Genomic DNA, 18,061 nt, shown 5'->3' on the forward strand with positions numbered 1-18,061 from the left:
GACTATAAAAAATAGTCTGCTTTTAATTTATTTTTGTAGTTTAATAGTTACTGTATTATTATCCTTGTTCCATTCGATGTCTTGATCTTTAGCATCTTCTACATTTCCATTGGTTAAGCCAAAAATATTTGCAACATTTACAAGAGAAACTAAAATTCTATTATCTTTTATAATTGGTTTTGAATCCATCTTTACAACTTTTCCATTTGAATATGAAATTTCATCGCCATCAATTTGGATAGAAGCAGTTAAACCGTCCTTTGTAAAAGATGCGGTTCTTGTCTTGCTATCCCAGCTAACATCTACTCCGATAGCTTCTGCGATATTTCTAAGAGGTAACATAGTTCTACCATTTCTAATCACTGGGGAAGTATACATCTTAGACTTCATTGTAGTACCATTTATTGTTATTTCAAACTCATCTTTATTTATATTAAACACATATGAAGCTACAGCCTTGCTAGAAGAGTCAGTCTTCTTTTTTGATGAAGTAAGTGGTGAGAAGTAATTAAATCCATAGTAGTAGTTAGGAGTTTTGTTTGTATCTTTCTTCTTAGGTTTCTCAGGCATTGGTATAGGTTTAGGCATCTCTTTTTCTTTTTCTTTTACAATTACTTCTTTTGCAGGAGAAACTTTTTTTCCTTCCTCTTTTTGAGTTACGACTAACTTATCTCCAGTCTTTAAAGATTTGCCTGCTGGAAGTTTGATTTCCCATTTTGAGTTGCCATCCACCTTAGTCTCGATACTGTTTGCAATTCCTGGCACAGTTACATTTATTGTTGCATCTTTTACACCAGTTCCAGTTATGGATGTTGCACCGTCTCTTAAAACATTTACCTCTGGTATTGAAGATACAGATTCTGTTGCACTCGCCACAAAAACATTGTTTGTCATAGAAACTATAAAATCATTAGGATTTGCACTTAGTGATTTCCAAGTTGGATTTTCATAGCCTTTTATTGCTCTTGGAGATACAAGTTCAAATAATGTTTGGTGAAGAGCTTCGTGTTGGTCTTTAGAAACATCAAATCCTGGTTTTACTTTATAAGAACCGTATTCCTTAGACTCACCAACTATATTTGGCTCTTCACCAGCTTCAACACCTTTACCAATTTTTAGTGTAACTTTAATTGCATCCTCTGGGACATTTTGATCATCTACAGAAGTTGCGTGAGAAGAAACATGTAAATTGTGACCCGGAAGGACAAGTTCAGAACCATCTGTAAAAGATAATTTTAAATTTCCTTTTTTATCACCGGCATCTTTAGTATCTCTATTGGAAGCATCCTCAACTGTAGCTTCTTCTAAATACTTAACAAGCCCTTGTTGGTTTTCTCCTGGTTTTTTTATAATTTCAACGCCGTCTTTCCAATTTATTTCGGTTGAACCTTTCCAAACATTGATGTCTTTTGTTTTTATATTATCTTTCATAACAGAAGCAATAGCTTCTTTTCCTCTGAATTCATACTTTAAAACAACCGAATCATTACAATTAGGTGCTTGGAATGTAAGTTGTATTTGAAAAACTTTACCTATGAAGTCAGATATTTTTCCGGTACCAGAACCACCAGCTTGAACTGCATTTATAAGATCTGTTGAGAAACTATTTTTAAAAGTATTTTTAATTTCCGCTTCTTCTAAATCCTTTGCAAGGATATTTAGATGCTTTTCGGTCTCATTTCCTATTTTAAACTTTACAAGATTATGATTCTTATAAAGATTATAAATTTCATCTACAAAATTAGATTCCGTAAGTTCTTTTGCATCTTTACTTTTATCGATGATTAGAATTTCTGCTATCTTTGCATTAGGATAATATGTCGCCTTATAAATGCCGCTTTTTTCTCCGATTTTATTAAACATTCCATTGGCAGCTTCTTCGTAAATTTCTTTTGTTGGACAATTATTATTTCCTTCAGCTAAAGCTTCAATTTGTTGTGCCACTTCTGCATCTTGTAGATTTATAAGATTTTCAGCCGCAATAACAGGACTAAATGTGCTAAGCACAATTGACGACGCTAAAATTAGCGAAACTGTTTTTTTCTTCATATAACATCTCCTTTAAAATGAATTACAATTTAAATCAGTGTGTTAAAATAATGTCAAATTTAAATTGTCGTTTTATTATAACATGGTAAAAAATTATCTGACAACAAAAAATTTTATGGATAATATAATAATTTTAAAAATTTTTACTTAAAAGAGAAATGAAGTTTATTCAAAAAATAAAAAAAGCCTTTCGGCTTTTAATTTATCAAAGATGTTTTTCTAGATTCATCATTTTTTTAACTCTGCCTTCGTGGCGTCCGCCTTCGAATTCTGCTTCGAAAAATTCATCCACTATCATCTTAGCTAGGTCTTCTCCTACGATTCTTGCTCCCATGCAGATTATATTTGCGTCGTTGTGTCTTACACTCATTCTAGCTGAGTATGGTTCTGAACAGCAGCAGGCTCTTATGCCGTGTACTTTATTTGCTGAGATGGAGATGCCCACTCCTGATCCGCATACTAAGACTGCTTTTTCTACTTCTTTTGATGCTACTGCTAGGGCAACTTTTTCTGCGAAGTCTGGGTAGTCGACTCTCTCATCGGAATGTGTTCCGTAGTCTACTACATCGTGTCCTTTTTCTTCTAAATATTTTTTTAGGTTTTCTTTTAGATGAAAGCCTGCGTGGTCTGAGCCAAATCCTATTTTCATTTTATTCTCCCGTGATTTCTAATATTTTTTTTGTAACTTCATATATTGGAAGTGTTCCGTCTATTACATAATCACATATTTTTTCTGAATTTTCAACTTCTTCTAGGCGAGTTTTGATAGAAATTTCGTCATCGTTTCTCTCTTTAAGTCTATTTTCTATTTCTTCTCTTGGAATTTTCAGATAGATTGCTTTTGCTTCTATCTTTTCTTTTATTGCAAAAGCTCCATTTGATTCTACGATTAGGACATACTTGTCCTTGGAGCTTGCTGCATCTTCTATGGATTTTAGAGATGTGCCGTAGAGATTTTTGCAGTACTCTGTGTATTCAAAGAAGAAATTATCTTCTATCTTCTTTTCAAATTCTTCTCTACTAAGAAAATAGTAGTCTACTCCTTCAAGTTCGCCTACTCTTTTCTCCCTCGTGGTGTAGGTGGTTATTTTTTTAAATCCGTATTCACTTGTCAGTATTTTTTTCTGAGTGGTCTTGCCTGAACCTGAGTTTCCGACTATTAATATAAGCATAATTTCCTCCGTTTAAAGTATTATACACGGTAGCTTCTTAATAGACAATATCAAAAGAATAAACTATAATATATTTAGGAGGAAAGGAAATGAAAAAATATCTATTTATTTTTATGGCAGCCATTCTCTTACTTACAGGATGTGCTTCAAATAACGCATCTTACAAAGATGACAAGCACGAACAAAAAACTATAAAAGTGGCAGCCCTCAAAGGCCCTACTTCAATGGGTCTTGTAAAACTTTTTAAAGATAGCGACGAAGGAAATAGTTACGACAAATATGAATATACGATTTTAAATTCGCCGGAAGAAGTAGTTGCAGGTCTATCAAAGGGAGAATTTGATATTGCAGCTATTCCATCAAACCTTGCATCTATTCTTTACAATAAATCTAAGGGACAAATGCTAAAGGTTCTAGCAATTAACACTCGTTCAGTCTTAAATATCGCATCTAAAGATGAATCTATTAAGACTCTAGAAGATTTAAAAGGCAAGACTATAGTAGCATCTGGTAAAGGTGCGACTCCTGAATTTGTTCTAAGATTTATCTTGGAAAAGAATGGAATCGATCCAGACAAGGATGTAACTTTTGATTTTAAATCTGAACATACAGAAGTTGTAGCTGATCTTGCAAAGAATCCTGATCATGTGGCTCTACTTCCAGAACCATTCTTAACCGTTGCAAAGGGCAAGGTTGAAGGTCTTGATTCTAGAATTTCTCTTGGAGATGAATGGTCAAAGATTGAAGGTGCTGGAGAACTTATCGCTGGAGTTACTGTAGTTTCAAACAAATATCTACAAACTCTTGAAAGTGATGAAGATAAACTAAGCCTTGAAAAGTTCCTTGATCACTACAAGGATAGCGTAGATTTTGCAAATAAAAAGACTGCTGATGCTGCTAAGATAATCGGAGAAATGAATATATTCCCTGAAGATGTTGCAGTTAAGGCAATTCCAAATTGTAAGATCATGTACGAAGATTCTGACAAGATGAAAGAAGATCTTTCTAAGTTTTACGAAAGCTTATTCTCTGTAAATCCAAAATCCATAGGAGGAGCTTTGCCTGATGAAGGATTCTACTACGAAAGATAGAATATTTACAGGACTAACAGTCATTTTAATATGGCAAATTTTGTATAATTTTGTAGACGTGGAGATATTTAAAGTATCTCCACTCTCTGTTTTACAAAATATTTATGTAAATGTTTTAACTAGAGAATTTTATTTAGATATTTTTTATACTTTAACTTTTACTCTATGCGGAATAATTTTAGGGATAATAATCGCAATTCTACTTACATATCTATCCTATAAATCAACTTTTATTATGGAGTTATCAAAGACATTGGTCATGATTTTTAAAGCTGTACCAATAGTTTCTTTTATTGTTTTTTTTCTCTTTTTTGTAAGTTCCAAATATTTAAATATTTTTACCGCCTCAATCGTAAGCCTTCAAATAGTGTTTACAAACATTATGGAAGGACTTAGAAACATCGACGAAGAATATCTCTTCATGGCGAAGATGTATAGGGCGAAGAAATATTTAATTTTTAAATATATCTATATGGATCATCTTATGACCTATTTAAAAGCGGCTCTATCTGTGGCAATAGGCATGGCTTTTAAAGCTTCTGTTGCGGCGGAGGTAATATCTCATCCAGAGCACGGTCTCGGCACTAGGATCTACGAATCCAAAATATATTTAGATCTAAATGAGCTTTTGACCTTTAGTATTTTTACAGTGCTGATTTCATACCTTGTGGAAAAGATTGTTTTGAGGTGTCTTGATGCTAGAGATTAAAAATTTAAACAAATCCTTTGGTGAAAAAATAATTCTAAAAAATTTCAATTTAAAATTAAATTCTAAAGAGAGACTAGCTATAGTCGGAAGATCCGGCGCAGGCAAGACCACTCTTCTAAAGATTATCTCCGGGGAGATTTCTGATTACGATGGAGAAGTAAATCTAGATGATGACGCAAGAATATCGATGATCTTCCAGGACAATCTACTATTTGAAAATAGAACCGTCTACGAAAATTTAAAGTTCGTAACGGATAAAGAAGAAAGTGAGCTAGAAAAGTTACTTGAGGAACTCGGACTAGGAAGTACTCTAAATCAAAAGGTGAAGACTCTCTCCGGTGGAATGAAGAGGCGAATCGCATTTCTTCGAGCCCTTTTGGTGCCCTGTGATCTGCTTTTAATGGACGAAGCCATAAGGGAAGTGGACGAAGAGAGTGAGGACCTCATGATTTCTTATCTTGAAAATCATTTCGATGGAAGTATAATTTTTGTAACTCACAGTGAAAGCCAAGTGGAAAAACTTGGAGCGAGGAAGGTAGAGATTTGAATTTTTTTGAATATAGAAAAGAAAGTGGCGTAGAGCTTGAAGAGACCATTTATGAGAATGGGTATATAAAAATCATAAGAATAGTAAGCTCAGGCGAGACTACAGACTTTATGGAAAGCTCGATGAATGAACATGTCTTCCTCATTCAAGGCAAGGCAAGAATAACTTTTGAAAATGATAAAGAAATAGAAATGTCCGCTGGAGATTATATTTTGATAGAGAAAAATACTAGACATAGGGTGAGCTACACTTCAAGTGAACCTCACTGCCTATGGCACTGTATATATGAGAAGGTGTAAAATGGCATTTATAGAAGTTCGGAACATGACCAAGAGATTTACCGCTGGAAACACCATTGTCCTTGCAAACAATGATATTTCCTTCGACATAAATAAAGGTGAGCTCGCACTTATAATCGGTCCTTCAGGAGCAGGGAAGTCCACCCTCTTAAATATTTTAGGAGGAATGGATAGATGCGACGAAGGCACTGTGAAAATAGGCGACAGAGATTTGTCCACACTAAACGAAAAAGAAATGACGACATATCGTAGGGAAGATATGGGATTTGTATTTCAAAATTACAATCTAATCTCAAATTTAACTGCCCTTGAAAATGTTGAGCTTGCATCACAAATAGTAAACAATGCTCTTGATGCAAAAGAAGTTTTAAAATCCGTAGGACTAGAAGATAGGATGAATAACTTCCCTCAACAACTCTCAGGTGGGGAGCAACAAAGGGTTGCAATCGCAAGGGCAATATGTAAAAATCCAAAGGTTCTTCTCTGCGATGAACCGACAGGAGCTCTTGATTATCACACTGGAAGACAGGTTCTAAAAATCTTACAAGAAACAGCGAGAAACACGGACACAACAGTACTTATAATTACTCACAACACCATGATTGCTCCAATAGGTGACAGGGTGCTTGAGATAGTAGATGGAAAACTAGGAAGTTTGACGATTAACGAAAATCCGAAAAATATAGATGAAATAGAGTGGTAGTATGAAAAATGATGGCCTAAAGAAAGATACTTTTAGGGAAATTAAAAAGACATTTTCAAAATTCATATCAATTATACTTATAGTTGGACTAGGTGTCTTCGTTTTTGTAGGCCTAATTACCACAGGACCAACCATGAGGGATACCTTTGAAAAATTTGTAAAGGATTCAAACTTACAAGATCTCATGGTATATTCTCCAATGGGTCTTAAGAAGAAGGACCTGGACATTATCGAAGGACAAGAGAATATTTCCAAGATTCAAATAGATTACGACGAAGATCTCATAATAGATGGGACGGATTTTGGGATAAAAGTTTTGTCAAATCCTATAAATATTTCAAAACATCTCTTAACTAAGGGAAGAAATGTCGAATCTGAAGATGAGATCGTCCTCGATAGAAATCTTGAAAAAGAAGGATATGAAATTGGAGACACGATCAATTTTAGAAAAGAAATCGACAAATTTGGCACTGGAGTAGATGAAAAAGATTCTTTAAAGAGGTATAGCTTCAAAATTGTCGGCTTTACAGAATGTATGGAATACGCTCAAGATGCTATGCGTGGATCCTCAAGGAGAGGTCTGGGAACACTAAAGGGATTTGGTTTTATCGACAAGAGTAATTTCAATAGCGACCCGACCATTGCAAGAATTATCCTAGAGGACACATCTGGGCTAAAGACTGCCAGCAAAAAATATAAAAATATTATAAAACCTGCTGCCGACAGTTTGGAAATAGATTTGAAATTCAGACCGGAAGAACGCCTCGACTCTTTGAAAGCAGACATAGAAGGCAAGATTGTCGACGGAGAAGAAAAGATTGAAGACGCGAAGATAAAACTCTTAGACGGAAAAAATAAACTGGACGAAGGTAAGGAAGCCTTAGAAAAAGGAGAGAGGGACTACCAAAAGGGATACAAGGAATACGAAACTGAAATCTCCAAAGGTAGAGAGAAACTCGATGATTCCAAGAAAAAACTTGACGATGGCAAGGCTGAAATAGATGAAAATGACAAGAAGTTAAAAGACGCAAAAGAAAAACTTGACGACGGAAAGAAAGAACTCGACGACGGCAAAAACGAATATGAAAAAGGAAAAGAAGAGTTCATAACAGGAGAAGCTAAGCTAAAAGCAGCTAAAGAACTACTTGATACCACGAAGGTTGAACTGGATAAAGGAAAATTAAAACTCGAAGAAGGCAGAAGAAAACTTGAAGAAAATGGCAAAAAACTTCAAGATGGAAAAGCTGAACTGGATGAAAACGAAAAGAAACTTGCAGAAGGTGAAAAGAAGTTCCAAGATGGACTAGCTGATCTTCAGATAGCAACTGGCACAAAGGGTCTAAGCCTAGACGGAACAGCTCAACGAATTGATGACATGGATAAACTCCTCGACTCTGCAATAAAAGCTTCACAGGACATGGACGATGCAGATAAAGCCATAGCAGATGCAAAGGCTGGAGTTGAAGAAGCGAAGGCTAAGAGGGATGATCTTGAAAAAGATATTGCAAACTTGGAATCACAAATCGCATCAGGAACTCTCACAGAAGAAGAGAAGAAACAGAAACAAGAAGTGTTGGATGCTGCGAAGAAACAGAAAGAAATCCTAGACGATGTCATTAAATCCGGCGAAGAAAATATAAATAAATTAGAAGATAATAAATTACAACTAATTCTAATTGGAAAGGCGCTTAAACAATATTTTCCAACCATAGGAAACATAGATGAAGCTAAGTTAAAAGAACTTAAGACCCAGATGGCACAAGCAAAAGAAGGGATTGCAAAACTTCAAGAAGCAAGGGCACAGCTAGATGACGGGCGTAAGAAATTAGACGAAGGAAAAGTTAAGTATGAAGCTGGAATGGAAGAGTTTAAGAGAGGAATCGAAACCTTCCAAGAAGGAGAGAGAGAATATTTAGAAAATCTAGCCAAGTACAACGAAGGTCTTAAAAAGTATGAAGACGGCATGAAGGAACTGGAAGGCAACAGAGGTAAACTCGAAGATGCCAAGAGAAAACTACAAGAAGGACAAGCGGAATACGAAAAAGGCTTAAAAGAATACAACGACGGCAAAGCAAAGATAGAATCAGCCAAAACTCTTTACGAAGAAGGAATCAAATCCTACAAAGAAGGAGAAGAAACCTTCAACAAAGAAAAGATTAAAGGCGAAAACAAATTAAAAGATGCAAAATCAAAATTAAATAAGGCGAGAAGAGATCTCTCCACCGGCGAAAAAGAATACGAAGAAAATAAACTTACCGCAGACGACAAGATAAAAGAGGCAGAAAAAGATATAGAAAAGGCTAAGGATGTCTTAAAGATACTTGGAGCTACAGAGTACACAGTTGAACCGAGATATTTAAACCAAGGAATAAACACCTACCTCGACTACGCAGCTAGGGTGGACATGCTTTCGATGATCTTCCCAGTATTTTTCTTTATGATTTCAATGCTTGTGTGCTGGACAACCATGACGAGAATGGTAGAAGAAAATAGAATAAATATCGGCACATACAAAGCCCTAGGATTTAGTGATATAGACATAGCAAAGAAATATTTATTCTATGGAGAAACCTCAGCGTTTATCGGCGGAATCATAGGATTACTTCTAGGATCACTATTTTTAACCAATGTCATAGGAAACGCCTACTCCACAGACACAATCTTTATGGATAATCTTTTAATAAAGATCTATCCGATGAGAAGTCTTCTTGCACTAGTAGCAGGACTACTATCCACAGGACTTACTGCAGGTCTAACCCTTAAAAAATCACTTAAAAATAACGCTGCCACACTTCTTCGTGGAATCCCACCTAAAGAAGGCACGAGGATTTTGATCGAAAGAATAACTCCGCTTTGGAAGAGGATGACATTCTTGCAAAAGGTAACTGCAAGAAATATATTCCGTTACAAAAATAGAATGATAATGACCATCCTTGGAATAATGGGATGTAGCGCATTATTAATCCTTGGATTTGGAATTGAAGGATCTGTAAGTGGAATAAAGGACAAACAGTTTAGTGAAATTATGAAGTTCGACCTTGGAATAATCTACGACAGAAATATCGACAAGGAAGAATACGAAGACTTCAGCCAAAAAATCGACAGCATCGAAGGAATAAAAGAAGAAGATTCATTTATAATCAAGAATTTCAAAGCGAAATTTAAAGAGATAGATCAAAACATATCCCTATTCGTTCCAGAAAGCACAGACCACTTAGAAGACTATATAAACTTACGAAATAGATGGACAGGAAAAAATATTGAGCTTCCAGAAAAGGGTGCAGTCATCTCAGAAAAGATTGCAAAACTTTTGAAAGTAAAAGTGGGAGATTTAATCGAAGTAAAAGATGAACATGGTGAGGTTTATAAAGTTCAAGTGGCAGAAATATCAGAAATGTATATAGGTCACTTCATATTTATGAATAGAGACTATTATGAAAAAGTCTTCGGAAAAGAATATGAATCCAACGCAAGACTCATAAAATTAACAGATAAGAAGATGAATGACAGCGTAGTATCAAAACTTATGGATTACAAAGTAACCTTGGGCACCATGGATGTATCTACCATGGAAAAGATCCTCGATAACTTTATGTATTCAATAATGCTAGTGGTACTAATCATAATCGTCGCATCATCTATGCTCGCAGTGGTGGTGCTATACAATCTTACGAATATAAATATCGAAGAGAGAATGAGAGAAATCTCCACCATCAAAGTTCTGGGATTCTATCCAAAAGAAGTTACAGAGTATATCTATAGAGAGACACTATCTCTAACAGTAATGGGAATAATCGTTGGAATGGTGGTAGGAAAGATACTCCACTACGGAGTTTTGCAAGTAGTAGTTCCATATAATGCTATGCTAGATCCAAAATTGGTAGTGAGATCATACTTCCTATCAGCAGCGATAACCATAATAGTAACACTATCAATCATGATGGTATTCCACAAAAAACTTCAAAAAGTAGATATGGTAAGTGCATTAAAGGCACAGGATTAAAAAAATAAATGGTCACAGAAGTGGCCATTTTTTATTGAGATATTTAATTTAAATCAGATTGAAAAAAATAAAAATTAAAATTGAAATTAAAAAAGTAAGAGGGTTAGGCACAGCTAAAAATAGGGTTAGAATCATTAGTAGCCCGATAAAATCTCTGTTTTTTCTTTCCGATTTTATAGATTTATAGTCGGAATAATTAATAGATAGAAGTACAAAATCTTCTTTTGAATTTAATTTGTAGTAATTGTTGTCAAAATAGATTACATACTTTGAGTAGTCCTTGTTTGAAACTTTTACAAAGTTAGAATAATTAATGTATTCTTCGATGTAGGATCTGTCTTCTTTTTTAAGAACAGAAGAAATTTTATTTTCGCCATCTATAAAAAATGAAATAACCATAACCCACCTTCCATTATCATTAACTTAATAATATACCTTTCTAATTGATAATAAAAGACCAATAAGAGATAATACAGTTATCAATTAGAAAAAGAAAATTATCAAAAACAAATGGCTTAAATTGTAAACAAATTGTAAATTGAATAGATAAAGGATATCTGTTACCATAAACGTAGAGGTGAATTATGAAAAAAATAATTACAGCAGTTGTACTTTCACTGCTAATGATTTTAAGTGCATGCAGCCCTGCATCACTTTCATACTTAGACCAAGTTTCAAAGACAACAAAATGGACTAAGTACACACAAGAAGGCAAAATAACAGTTAAGATTGACGGAAAAGACGAAAAAGGAAACAAAATCAACGCAGAAATTCCTATCGAAATCAAATCTGTAAACGACAACATGAAGGCAAAAGTTGACCTTAAATACGGTCTTAAATCCTTCAAAGAAAATCTAGCTAAAACTGAAGGAAAAGAAGTTTTAGATGGAATCGAAATTCCAGATGAAATAGCTTTAACAGTATTCACAGATGGAACTAAATTCATGGTTAAGAAATCACAAATACTTGACCTTGCAAAGAATTTTGCACCAGGAGCATTAAAAGACGTAAAAGAAGAATATGTAGGACTTGAAGCAGCAAAAACAAAAGAAGACGTACAAACAGAAAAGATTCAAGCATACGTTCAATCTGAAGAATTCAAAGCCGACATGATTAAGCTAGTAAAAGATGGACTAGACGGATTCAAAGCTGCAAAGGAAATGAAGGTAGAAAAAAATACCTACACCTATGAAGCTAACATGGAAGATGCTGTAAAAGACATCGCAGGAGCAATGGAAAATATCGCTAAGAATAAAGATAAAATCGCTCCAACTCTTGCAGATATGGCAAACAAGATGGGCTTCAAAGAAGTAACTGCAGATAAAGTAAAAGCTGAACTAGCTAAGATAGATGCAAAATCATTAAATGAATCAATAAAATCTGAAAAAGATTTAAAAGATGCAAAATTCAAATTCCAAACTACATTTGGCGAAGATTCAATGGAACAAAACCTATCATGCAAATTTAATCTTGATAAGGTAGGAGTAATCTCAGTTGAATCAAATGCAAAGACAGTAAAAGATGATAAAGTAAAGGTAGAGCTTCCAAAAGATGCAAAGATATTTACACAAGAAGAACTATTTGGAACACTTGGAACAAATGTAGGCCCTATGTTCTTAGTAACACTTAACGATGACGTTGTAGTATTTGAAGATGCAGAACCATTCGTTATGGAAAACAGAACCTTTGTACCATTTAGAGCAATCCTTGAAAAAGCAGGAGCAAAAGTTGAATGGGATAAAGAATCTAAGAAAGTAACAGCAGAACTAGATGGCAAAAAAGTTGAAATGACTATTGGAAATAAAACTATCCTAGTAGATGGAAAAGAAGTTGAACTAGACGTAGCACCAATGATTAAAGACAACAGAACTTATATTCCACTAAGAGGAGCATTCGAAGGATTAGGATTCAAAGTTGAATTCGAAAAGGATGACAATCTATATTCAATAGACATGAAAAAAGAAAAATAATTAGAGATTATTTAAAATCCTTGGGAAACCAGGGATTTTTTTATTTGGATGGGGAAGATGTCATCTTTAAATGAAATTAAAAAGTAATAGAAACAGAAGAATCTGGTCTATATTTAACTTAACCTATCCAAATATTTTTTCAAAAATCTCCCAACTACAGTCACCCTGAGCGAAGACGGCGTAGCCGTCGTAGTCGAATGGGTATAACCTTGTTGAGGTCATGTACTGATGATTAATTTTCTAAAATGTTTTACTCAAACTGTGATAATTGTTATAGATTCCATTTGCCGTAGTTGTTCTTCAGAAGTTATACCCGTTCGACTCCAGAGCCTTGCTGCTCTTCCGCTCAGGGTGACTGCAGTTGGGAAGGATTTTGTGTTGAGCTCGAATGACTCTCAGGATGACCAGTTGAAAGAATTGTACCTATATTTGCATTATTGATATTTATCTGTATAAATTTAGATAAAATGAAAATATTTCAAGAAGTCCTAAGTTTTAAATCTAAAAGCACAAAATTCCCAACAAAAAAAGCGGCGGATGCCGCTTAATATTTTAATATCCTTTTTCGAAATCAACTATATTTATTAGTTCTTCTTTTTCTTTTAATCTCTTTAGATTTTCCGCTGCTGATCTTGCTCTTCTTCTAAGGAAGTCTTCTGATGCGTCAGAGGTGTGTGGAGTGATGTAGATATTTTCTAGATCCCAAAGTTTGGATTTTTCATCTAGTGGTTCTTTAAATACTACATCTAGTGCTGCTGCTTTTAGATGGTTTGATTTAAGGGCATCGAACAATGCTTCTTCATCCACCACTGTGCCACGGCTGATATTTATAAATGATGATCCTTTTTTCATATTGGCAAAAAACTTACTATCTAAACTCTTATAAGTTTTTTCTGTTGTTGGAAGAAATGATACCACATAGTCCATCTTTGGTAGCACTTTTTCTAAATCTTCGTTTTTAACTATTTCATCGAAGCCTTCCACTTTTCTTCCGCTGGTGTTTACTCCTGTGATGGTCTTTACAAATGGTTTTAGCCTTACTAGTGTTTCTTTTGCGATAGCTCCTGTTCCTAAAAACAATGCGTGTTTATCATAGAGGGTGCCTGTTCCTTCGAGCCTTTTCCAAATGTGATGCTTTTGTTGCTCTAGATATTTTTTATTTTGTTTTTCTATTTGCAAGATATTGTAGACAATCCATTCTGCTATCGGTTCGCTATATGCGCCGTGGTTGTTGCAGAGGATGATGCCTTTTTCCTTTATATATTCAAAATCCATGTAGTCGATACCAACTGAGTATAGAAATATATATTTTAGATTTTTAAATTCTTTTAGTTTTTCTCTATTTAAAAGTTTGAACTCCATTCCTCCGCAGATGATGTCTACGTCATTAGGATAGTTTCCTGATTTTATGTCCGAGTTTGTCACGTGGTAGGTATCGTATCCCAGATCTTTTCCATATTCTGCCAATTCTTTTAATTTGTCGTTAAATATTAATGCTTTCATCTTAGTTCTCCAAAAATTTATTTACTTCTTCTGATATCTCTTTCGCGTGAGTTAACACCATGCCGTGGTCGTAGCCTGGTATTATTTTAAGGGTACTGCTGTCTTTGAAAAATTCATAGGTTTCTTCAATCTTTTCTAGCCTTACCACCTTATCTTCTGAGCCGTGTAAAAATAATTTCTTTATTTTGGGTACAGTTTCGCCTTTATATGTGTAGCTCATGATGGCTTTGTTGATATCCATCGGATCTCTCTGTTTGAGGGCGAGCTTGGTGCTTCTCTCCAATGTGTGGTGATCGTGCTTTTCGTTAAAGACATACCTCTTTAGCATATGTCTCATGCTTTCTCTGGTGAAGGAGCTTTCGTAGCTTGGTTTTAGACTGTATAGTTTTCTAAGCTCTTCTTGGTAGACAGTGATGCCATTCATGATTTCTGTCGGAATATTCGTTAAGTGCATAGTGTCTAAGAAACTTTTGTAGTTGTCGTCCAATCGATTTACTCCGTTTATTCCCATTGCGGATATAAATATGGCGTGGTCGATATTTTCTTCCAGTCTAGTTTTGAAAAGTTCGTAGATTATTGCGCCGCCCATGGACCATCCGAGGATGTCGAATTTTTTAATTCCAAATGATTTAATAAATCTATAGCACACCCAGGCTAGTTGATCTATGCTGTAGTAAAAATAGTTAAAACTTGAATCGCCAAATCCTGGTAGGTCAAAGGCGATTATTCTTCTTTCTCCCAAATATTTTTCTATATTGTAAAAACATTCCTTTGCAGTCATGTTTCCGTGTATTAAAAAAATTACAGGAGCGTCTTTTTGATTGTCATCGTAGGCAATTTCTTCGCCTAGAATTTCTCTTTTCATATAACCTCCTAATTTATAAACCAATTATATTATATATTAAAATCTAAATTTTATCATTATATAGATTTATCCTGTTACTAAATTAATATTTATGTACTCAAATATGTGTATCTTTTAAGATGAATTTATGGATTTTATGCCATCTAAAGGTTACGAAACATAAACAAACCTTTAAATATAGCGATATTTATTATATAATATTTACAAGATACGAAGGAGGCATTGATGGATATTTTTCAAACACTTCCCACAACTATTAATCTTGATCCAGAAGAAGATTTTCAGATTGTAAGAGCAGAACTTCTCCACGGAGAAAAAATGTACCTTGCAATTGATGTTTTAAATATATATAAAAATGCGGTAGTTGGTGTAGTTTTTCAAGTCAGGTTCAAAGATGCAGGGGACAACTATCTCTTCGGCGGTTTGGAATGGCTATTTCAAACTCAAGGGATGAAGGCTCTTCCAAACATCGTCTACTACATAAAACCTTTCCTACTTGACGAAAGATTTTATGATGCGAGATCTGTGGAGATTAGAGTAGAGAGCATAACCTTTGACGATGGCAAGACTTCTAAATTTTCAGCTGAAAATGAAAAGAGCTTTATACTTCCTGTAATCACAGGCGAAAAACTTAAAAAAATCAGAGATATTTTGGGTAAAGAAATCACCACCTATGGCGAAAATACCGTCAATGGTTGGAGATGCGTCTGCGGTTTTACGAATACAAAAGAGGATGAGGAGTGCAGAAATTGCAATAGAAACAAAAACTTCGTCCTAAATAATTTGACAGAGCCGCTAATAAATCTAAAACTTATGTCCATGCTCACAGAAGATGAGATTGCAAATGGATTAGAAGGAGAAAACATAAGCGCAACATATACCCAGACTCAGCTTACCAAGGTGGCACCGAACCCAGAAGTTGTAGAACTTGAAAGGGTAAATGAAGAGCCTGTTGGAATAAATTACAAGAAACCGAGTATATTTTTAAGAATCTTTAAGACTACATTTAAAGTACTTCTACTCGCAGTGTTAATTGTTTCCGTTGCATTTGTCGGTGGCAAGTACTACGGTTTTCAAAAGAATGCAAAGACCCTAGAGAGGGCAAATGAACTAGTCTTAGAAGGCAAGTATGAAGATGCCTTAAAGGAATATGAAAAGATAAATAAAAAGTTCAAAAGAGAAGAAGTTGAGACCAAGGTTTCAAATGTCAAGGAACTTATAAAGAGCAAGAATATTTTTGACGAAGGAAACGACAGCATCCTAAAAGGCAACTACCTTGAAGCTGCGAAAAAATTTAAAAAGGTAAGCGAAAAGGATGAAGAACATTTCAAGGAAGCTCAAGACAAAATACTAGATCTTGAAAGAATATTTTTAGACAAGGCGGAAGCTTTGGAAGATGAAGGCAAGGTCAAAGAAGCAATAAAGACCTTGGAAGATTTTCTTGCTGTGGTACCAGACTCTGCAAATGCAACGACTATTCTTATGAAATTACAGGCTAACGCTACGGATAATATAGAACCAATTAGCTTAAACTCTGAAGGTTCAGAGGATAAAGATGCAGATGAAAAGGAAAAAAAGGAAGAAGTGGACAAGAGCAGGGCGGATCTATCAAACGAAGCCAAATCACTTCTAAATACCTATCAAAAGGTTAAGATTGGAAAGGCGAATCTAAGGAAGGGACCTTCTTTGGATTCAGAAATAGTACAAGTTTTAAATTCAAATACAGATTTATATATTAAAGATACCAAGTTGGAATCAGACATAAGAGTTTGGTGCTTCGTAGAGGCGAAGGACGAAAATGGCAAAACTTACGAAGGTTGGATTTCCAACAAGGCAATGGAGTGAGATTATGAAATATTTAAAAGTTGAAGTATATATTCCAGAAGATTTTGAAGCTAAGCTTGTAAATGAGCTTAACGAACATGGATATTTAAATTACAACAATTACGACTATGTATACGCAAGCTGCAAAGTTTTAGGTCACTTCAGACCGAAGGAAGGTGCAGCTCCATACATTGGAAAGATTGGAGAAATATCTAAGGTTGAAGAAATAAAAATTGAATTTAGAATAGAGAGCACAGAAAGAGAAAATGTGGAAAATTTAATCACACTTATCCATCCTTACGAAGAACCGGTGATCTATTTTACAGAAGTATAGGAGGATAAATGCTTAGAATAGGACCGCATGTTTCATATTCAAAGGGATTTTTAAATATGGGAGAGACTGCCAAATCCATAGGAGCAGTTACTTTTCAATATTTTATGAGAAATCCCAGAGGAGCTAGAGCAAAGGCAATCGACGAAAAAGATTTAGAAGATTTTAAAAAATTCATGAAAGAAAATAATATGGGACCGATCCTAACCCACGCGCCTTACACCATGAATCTTGCATCGAAGACGGAAAGGACCAGGGAGATAGCCCATATAATATTGGAAGATGATCTAAAGAAGATGGAACTACTTCCAGGAAATCTATACAATCTTCACCCGGGATCTCACGTAGGTCAAGGGATCGAAGAAGGCACAAGGTTAATAGTAGAAGCCTTGGATAGCGTGCTTTGGGACGGGATGAACACCAAGGTACTTCTTGAAACTATGGCAGGCAAGGGAACAGAAATTGGCAGAAGTTTCGAAGAGCTACAAAATATTATATCTTCATCAAAGTACGGAGATAATATCTATGTATGCCTCGACACATGCCATATCTTTGAAGCAGGATACGATCTTGTAAATGATTTAGACGGAGTGCTTGAAGAATTTGACAAAGTACTTGGTCTAGAAAAATTACAGGCGATTCACCTAAACGATTCAAAAAATCCACTGGGAGCGAGAAAAGATCGCCATGAAAAGATTGGCGAAGGCTCACTAGGAATAGAAACTTTTGAAAGAATTGTAAATCATCCAGTGCTTCAAAAGATTCCAATGTATCTAGAAACTCCAAACGAGCTAGATGGATATGAACATGAGATTAAGATTTTAAGAGAATTAGTAAAATAATTTTGAAATAAAAAATTTATATAAATGAATAAAAATAAAATTAGCAAAAGGCATCGAATTCGGTGTCTTTTTTCAATGGATTAAAAAGAATTTTAAAAACTGTTGAGGTTGATATTTTTATTCATACCACCAACAGTTTTTTTGTTCCAAACA

16 protein-coding genes are annotated in these 18,061 nt (G+C 34.8%); 10 read left to right on the forward strand and 6 right to left on the reverse strand.

Annotated elements, in window-relative coordinates:
• Window positions 1-27: 27 nt before the first annotated feature.
• The 3 genes from HMPREF9225_RS03395 to HMPREF9225_RS03405 form a co-directional block, all read right to left on the reverse strand.
• Complete coding sequence (locus tag HMPREF9225_RS03395) at window positions 28-2,049, reverse strand: stalk domain-containing protein (protein ID WP_008901541.1); 2,022 nt, start codon at window positions 2,047-2,049, stop codon at window positions 28-30.
• A 205-nt stretch (window positions 2,050-2,254) separates the two neighbouring features.
• Window positions 2,255-2,698 carry a ribose 5-phosphate isomerase B gene (rpiB, locus tag HMPREF9225_RS03400; protein WP_008901542.1) on the reverse strand — a complete coding sequence of 148 codons (444 nt, stop codon included), beginning with the start codon at window positions 2,696-2,698 and terminating at the stop codon, window positions 2,255-2,257.
• A gap of 1 nt (window position 2,699) precedes the next feature.
• The gene (locus HMPREF9225_RS03405) at window positions 2,700-3,221 is read right to left on the reverse strand and encodes a guanylate kinase (protein ID WP_008901543.1); all 522 of its coding nucleotides are present in this window, start codon (window positions 3,219-3,221) and stop codon (window positions 2,700-2,702) included.
• An 89-nt stretch (window positions 3,222-3,310) separates the two neighbouring features.
• Here HMPREF9225_RS03405 and HMPREF9225_RS03410 point away from each other — a divergent pair, with 89 nt between their 5' ends.
• Genes HMPREF9225_RS03410 through HMPREF9225_RS03435 form a run of 6 tightly spaced genes read left to right on the forward strand, consistent with a single transcriptional unit; the run spans window position 3,311 to window position 10,573 of the window.
• The gene (locus HMPREF9225_RS03410; RefSeq protein WP_008901544.1) at window positions 3,311-4,312 is read left to right on the forward strand and encodes an ABC transporter substrate-binding protein; all 1,002 of its coding nucleotides are present in this window, start codon (window positions 3,311-3,313) and stop codon (window positions 4,310-4,312) included.
• Complete coding sequence (locus HMPREF9225_RS03415) at window positions 4,287-5,021, forward strand: ABC transporter permease subunit (protein ID WP_008901545.1); 735 nt, start codon at window positions 4,287-4,289, stop codon at window positions 5,019-5,021. The genes HMPREF9225_RS03410 and HMPREF9225_RS03415 overlap by 26 nt, the downstream gene beginning before the upstream one ends.
• Entirely contained in the window at window positions 5,008-5,568 is a 561-nt protein-coding gene (locus tag HMPREF9225_RS03420; RefSeq protein ID WP_008901546.1) for an ATP-binding cassette domain-containing protein, read from the forward strand. Before HMPREF9225_RS03415 ends, HMPREF9225_RS03420 begins: the two co-directional genes overlap by 14 nt.
• Window positions 5,565-5,867 carry a cupin domain-containing protein gene (locus HMPREF9225_RS03425; RefSeq protein ID WP_008901547.1) on the forward strand — a complete coding sequence of 101 codons (303 nt, stop codon included), beginning with the start codon at window positions 5,565-5,567 and terminating at the stop codon, window positions 5,865-5,867. Before HMPREF9225_RS03420 ends, HMPREF9225_RS03425 begins: the two co-directional genes overlap by 4 nt.
• 1 nt (window position 5,868) lies before the next feature.
• Window positions 5,869-6,570: an ABC transporter ATP-binding protein gene (locus HMPREF9225_RS03430; RefSeq protein ID WP_040551300.1), complete on the forward strand. Its 702-nt coding sequence runs from the start codon at window positions 5,869-5,871 to the stop codon at window positions 6,568-6,570.
• A 1-nt stretch (window position 6,571) separates the two neighbouring features.
• Window positions 6,572-10,573 carry an ABC transporter permease gene (locus HMPREF9225_RS03435; protein WP_008901549.1) on the forward strand — a complete coding sequence of 1,334 codons (4,002 nt, stop codon included), beginning with the start codon at window positions 6,572-6,574 and terminating at the stop codon, window positions 10,571-10,573.
• 48 nt (window positions 10,574-10,621) lie between these two features.
• Here the strand turns inward: HMPREF9225_RS03435 and HMPREF9225_RS03440 are convergent, their stop codons facing one another.
• Window positions 10,622-10,972, reverse strand: coding sequence for a hypothetical protein (locus HMPREF9225_RS03440; RefSeq protein WP_008901550.1), 351 nt, complete (start codon window positions 10,970-10,972; stop codon window positions 10,622-10,624).
• A 185-nt stretch (window positions 10,973-11,157) separates the two neighbouring features.
• On the opposite strand from HMPREF9225_RS03440, the gene HMPREF9225_RS09780 reads away from it, so the two are divergent.
• Window positions 11,158-12,543: a copper amine oxidase N-terminal domain-containing protein gene (locus HMPREF9225_RS09780; RefSeq protein ID WP_008901551.1), complete on the forward strand. Its 1,386-nt coding sequence runs from the start codon at window positions 11,158-11,160 to the stop codon at window positions 12,541-12,543.
• Window positions 12,544-13,095: 552 nt separating this feature from the next.
• Here the strand turns inward: HMPREF9225_RS09780 and HMPREF9225_RS03450 are convergent.
• Together HMPREF9225_RS03450 and HMPREF9225_RS03455 are read right to left on the reverse strand one after the other, a co-directional pair.
• Window positions 13,096-14,046, reverse strand: a complete 951-nt coding sequence (locus tag HMPREF9225_RS03450) for a phosphoglycerate dehydrogenase (RefSeq protein WP_008901552.1) — start codon at window positions 14,044-14,046, stop codon at window positions 13,096-13,098.
• A gap of 1 nt (window position 14,047) precedes the next feature.
• Window positions 14,048-14,911, reverse strand: a complete 864-nt coding sequence (locus HMPREF9225_RS03455) for an alpha/beta fold hydrolase (protein ID WP_008901553.1) — start codon at window positions 14,909-14,911, stop codon at window positions 14,048-14,050.
• A gap of 225 nt (window positions 14,912-15,136) precedes the next feature.
• On the opposite strand from HMPREF9225_RS03455, the gene HMPREF9225_RS03460 reads away from it, so the two are divergent.
• The 3 genes from HMPREF9225_RS03460 to HMPREF9225_RS03470 are packed head-to-tail and all read left to right on the forward strand — an operon-like array spanning window position 15,137 to window position 17,908.
• Complete coding sequence (locus HMPREF9225_RS03460; protein ID WP_008901554.1) at window positions 15,137-16,756, forward strand: SH3 domain-containing protein; 1,620 nt, start codon at window positions 15,137-15,139, stop codon at window positions 16,754-16,756.
• A 4-nt stretch (window positions 16,757-16,760) separates the two neighbouring features.
• Window positions 16,761-17,069 (forward strand): YqfO family protein, encoded by a 309-nt coding sequence (locus HMPREF9225_RS03465; RefSeq protein ID WP_008901555.1) that lies wholly within the window; start codon window positions 16,761-16,763, stop codon window positions 17,067-17,069.
• 8 nt (window positions 17,070-17,077) lie between these two features.
• Complete coding sequence (locus tag HMPREF9225_RS03470) at window positions 17,078-17,908, forward strand: deoxyribonuclease IV (RefSeq protein WP_008901556.1); 831 nt, start codon at window positions 17,078-17,080, stop codon at window positions 17,906-17,908.
• Window positions 17,909-18,061 lie beyond the last annotated feature (153 nt).

Origin of the sequence: Peptoniphilus duerdenii ATCC BAA-1640 (genome assembly GCF_000146345.1) — a bacterium.
Lineage (GTDB): Bacteria > Bacillota > Clostridia > Tissierellales > Peptoniphilaceae > Peptoniphilus_B > Peptoniphilus_B duerdenii.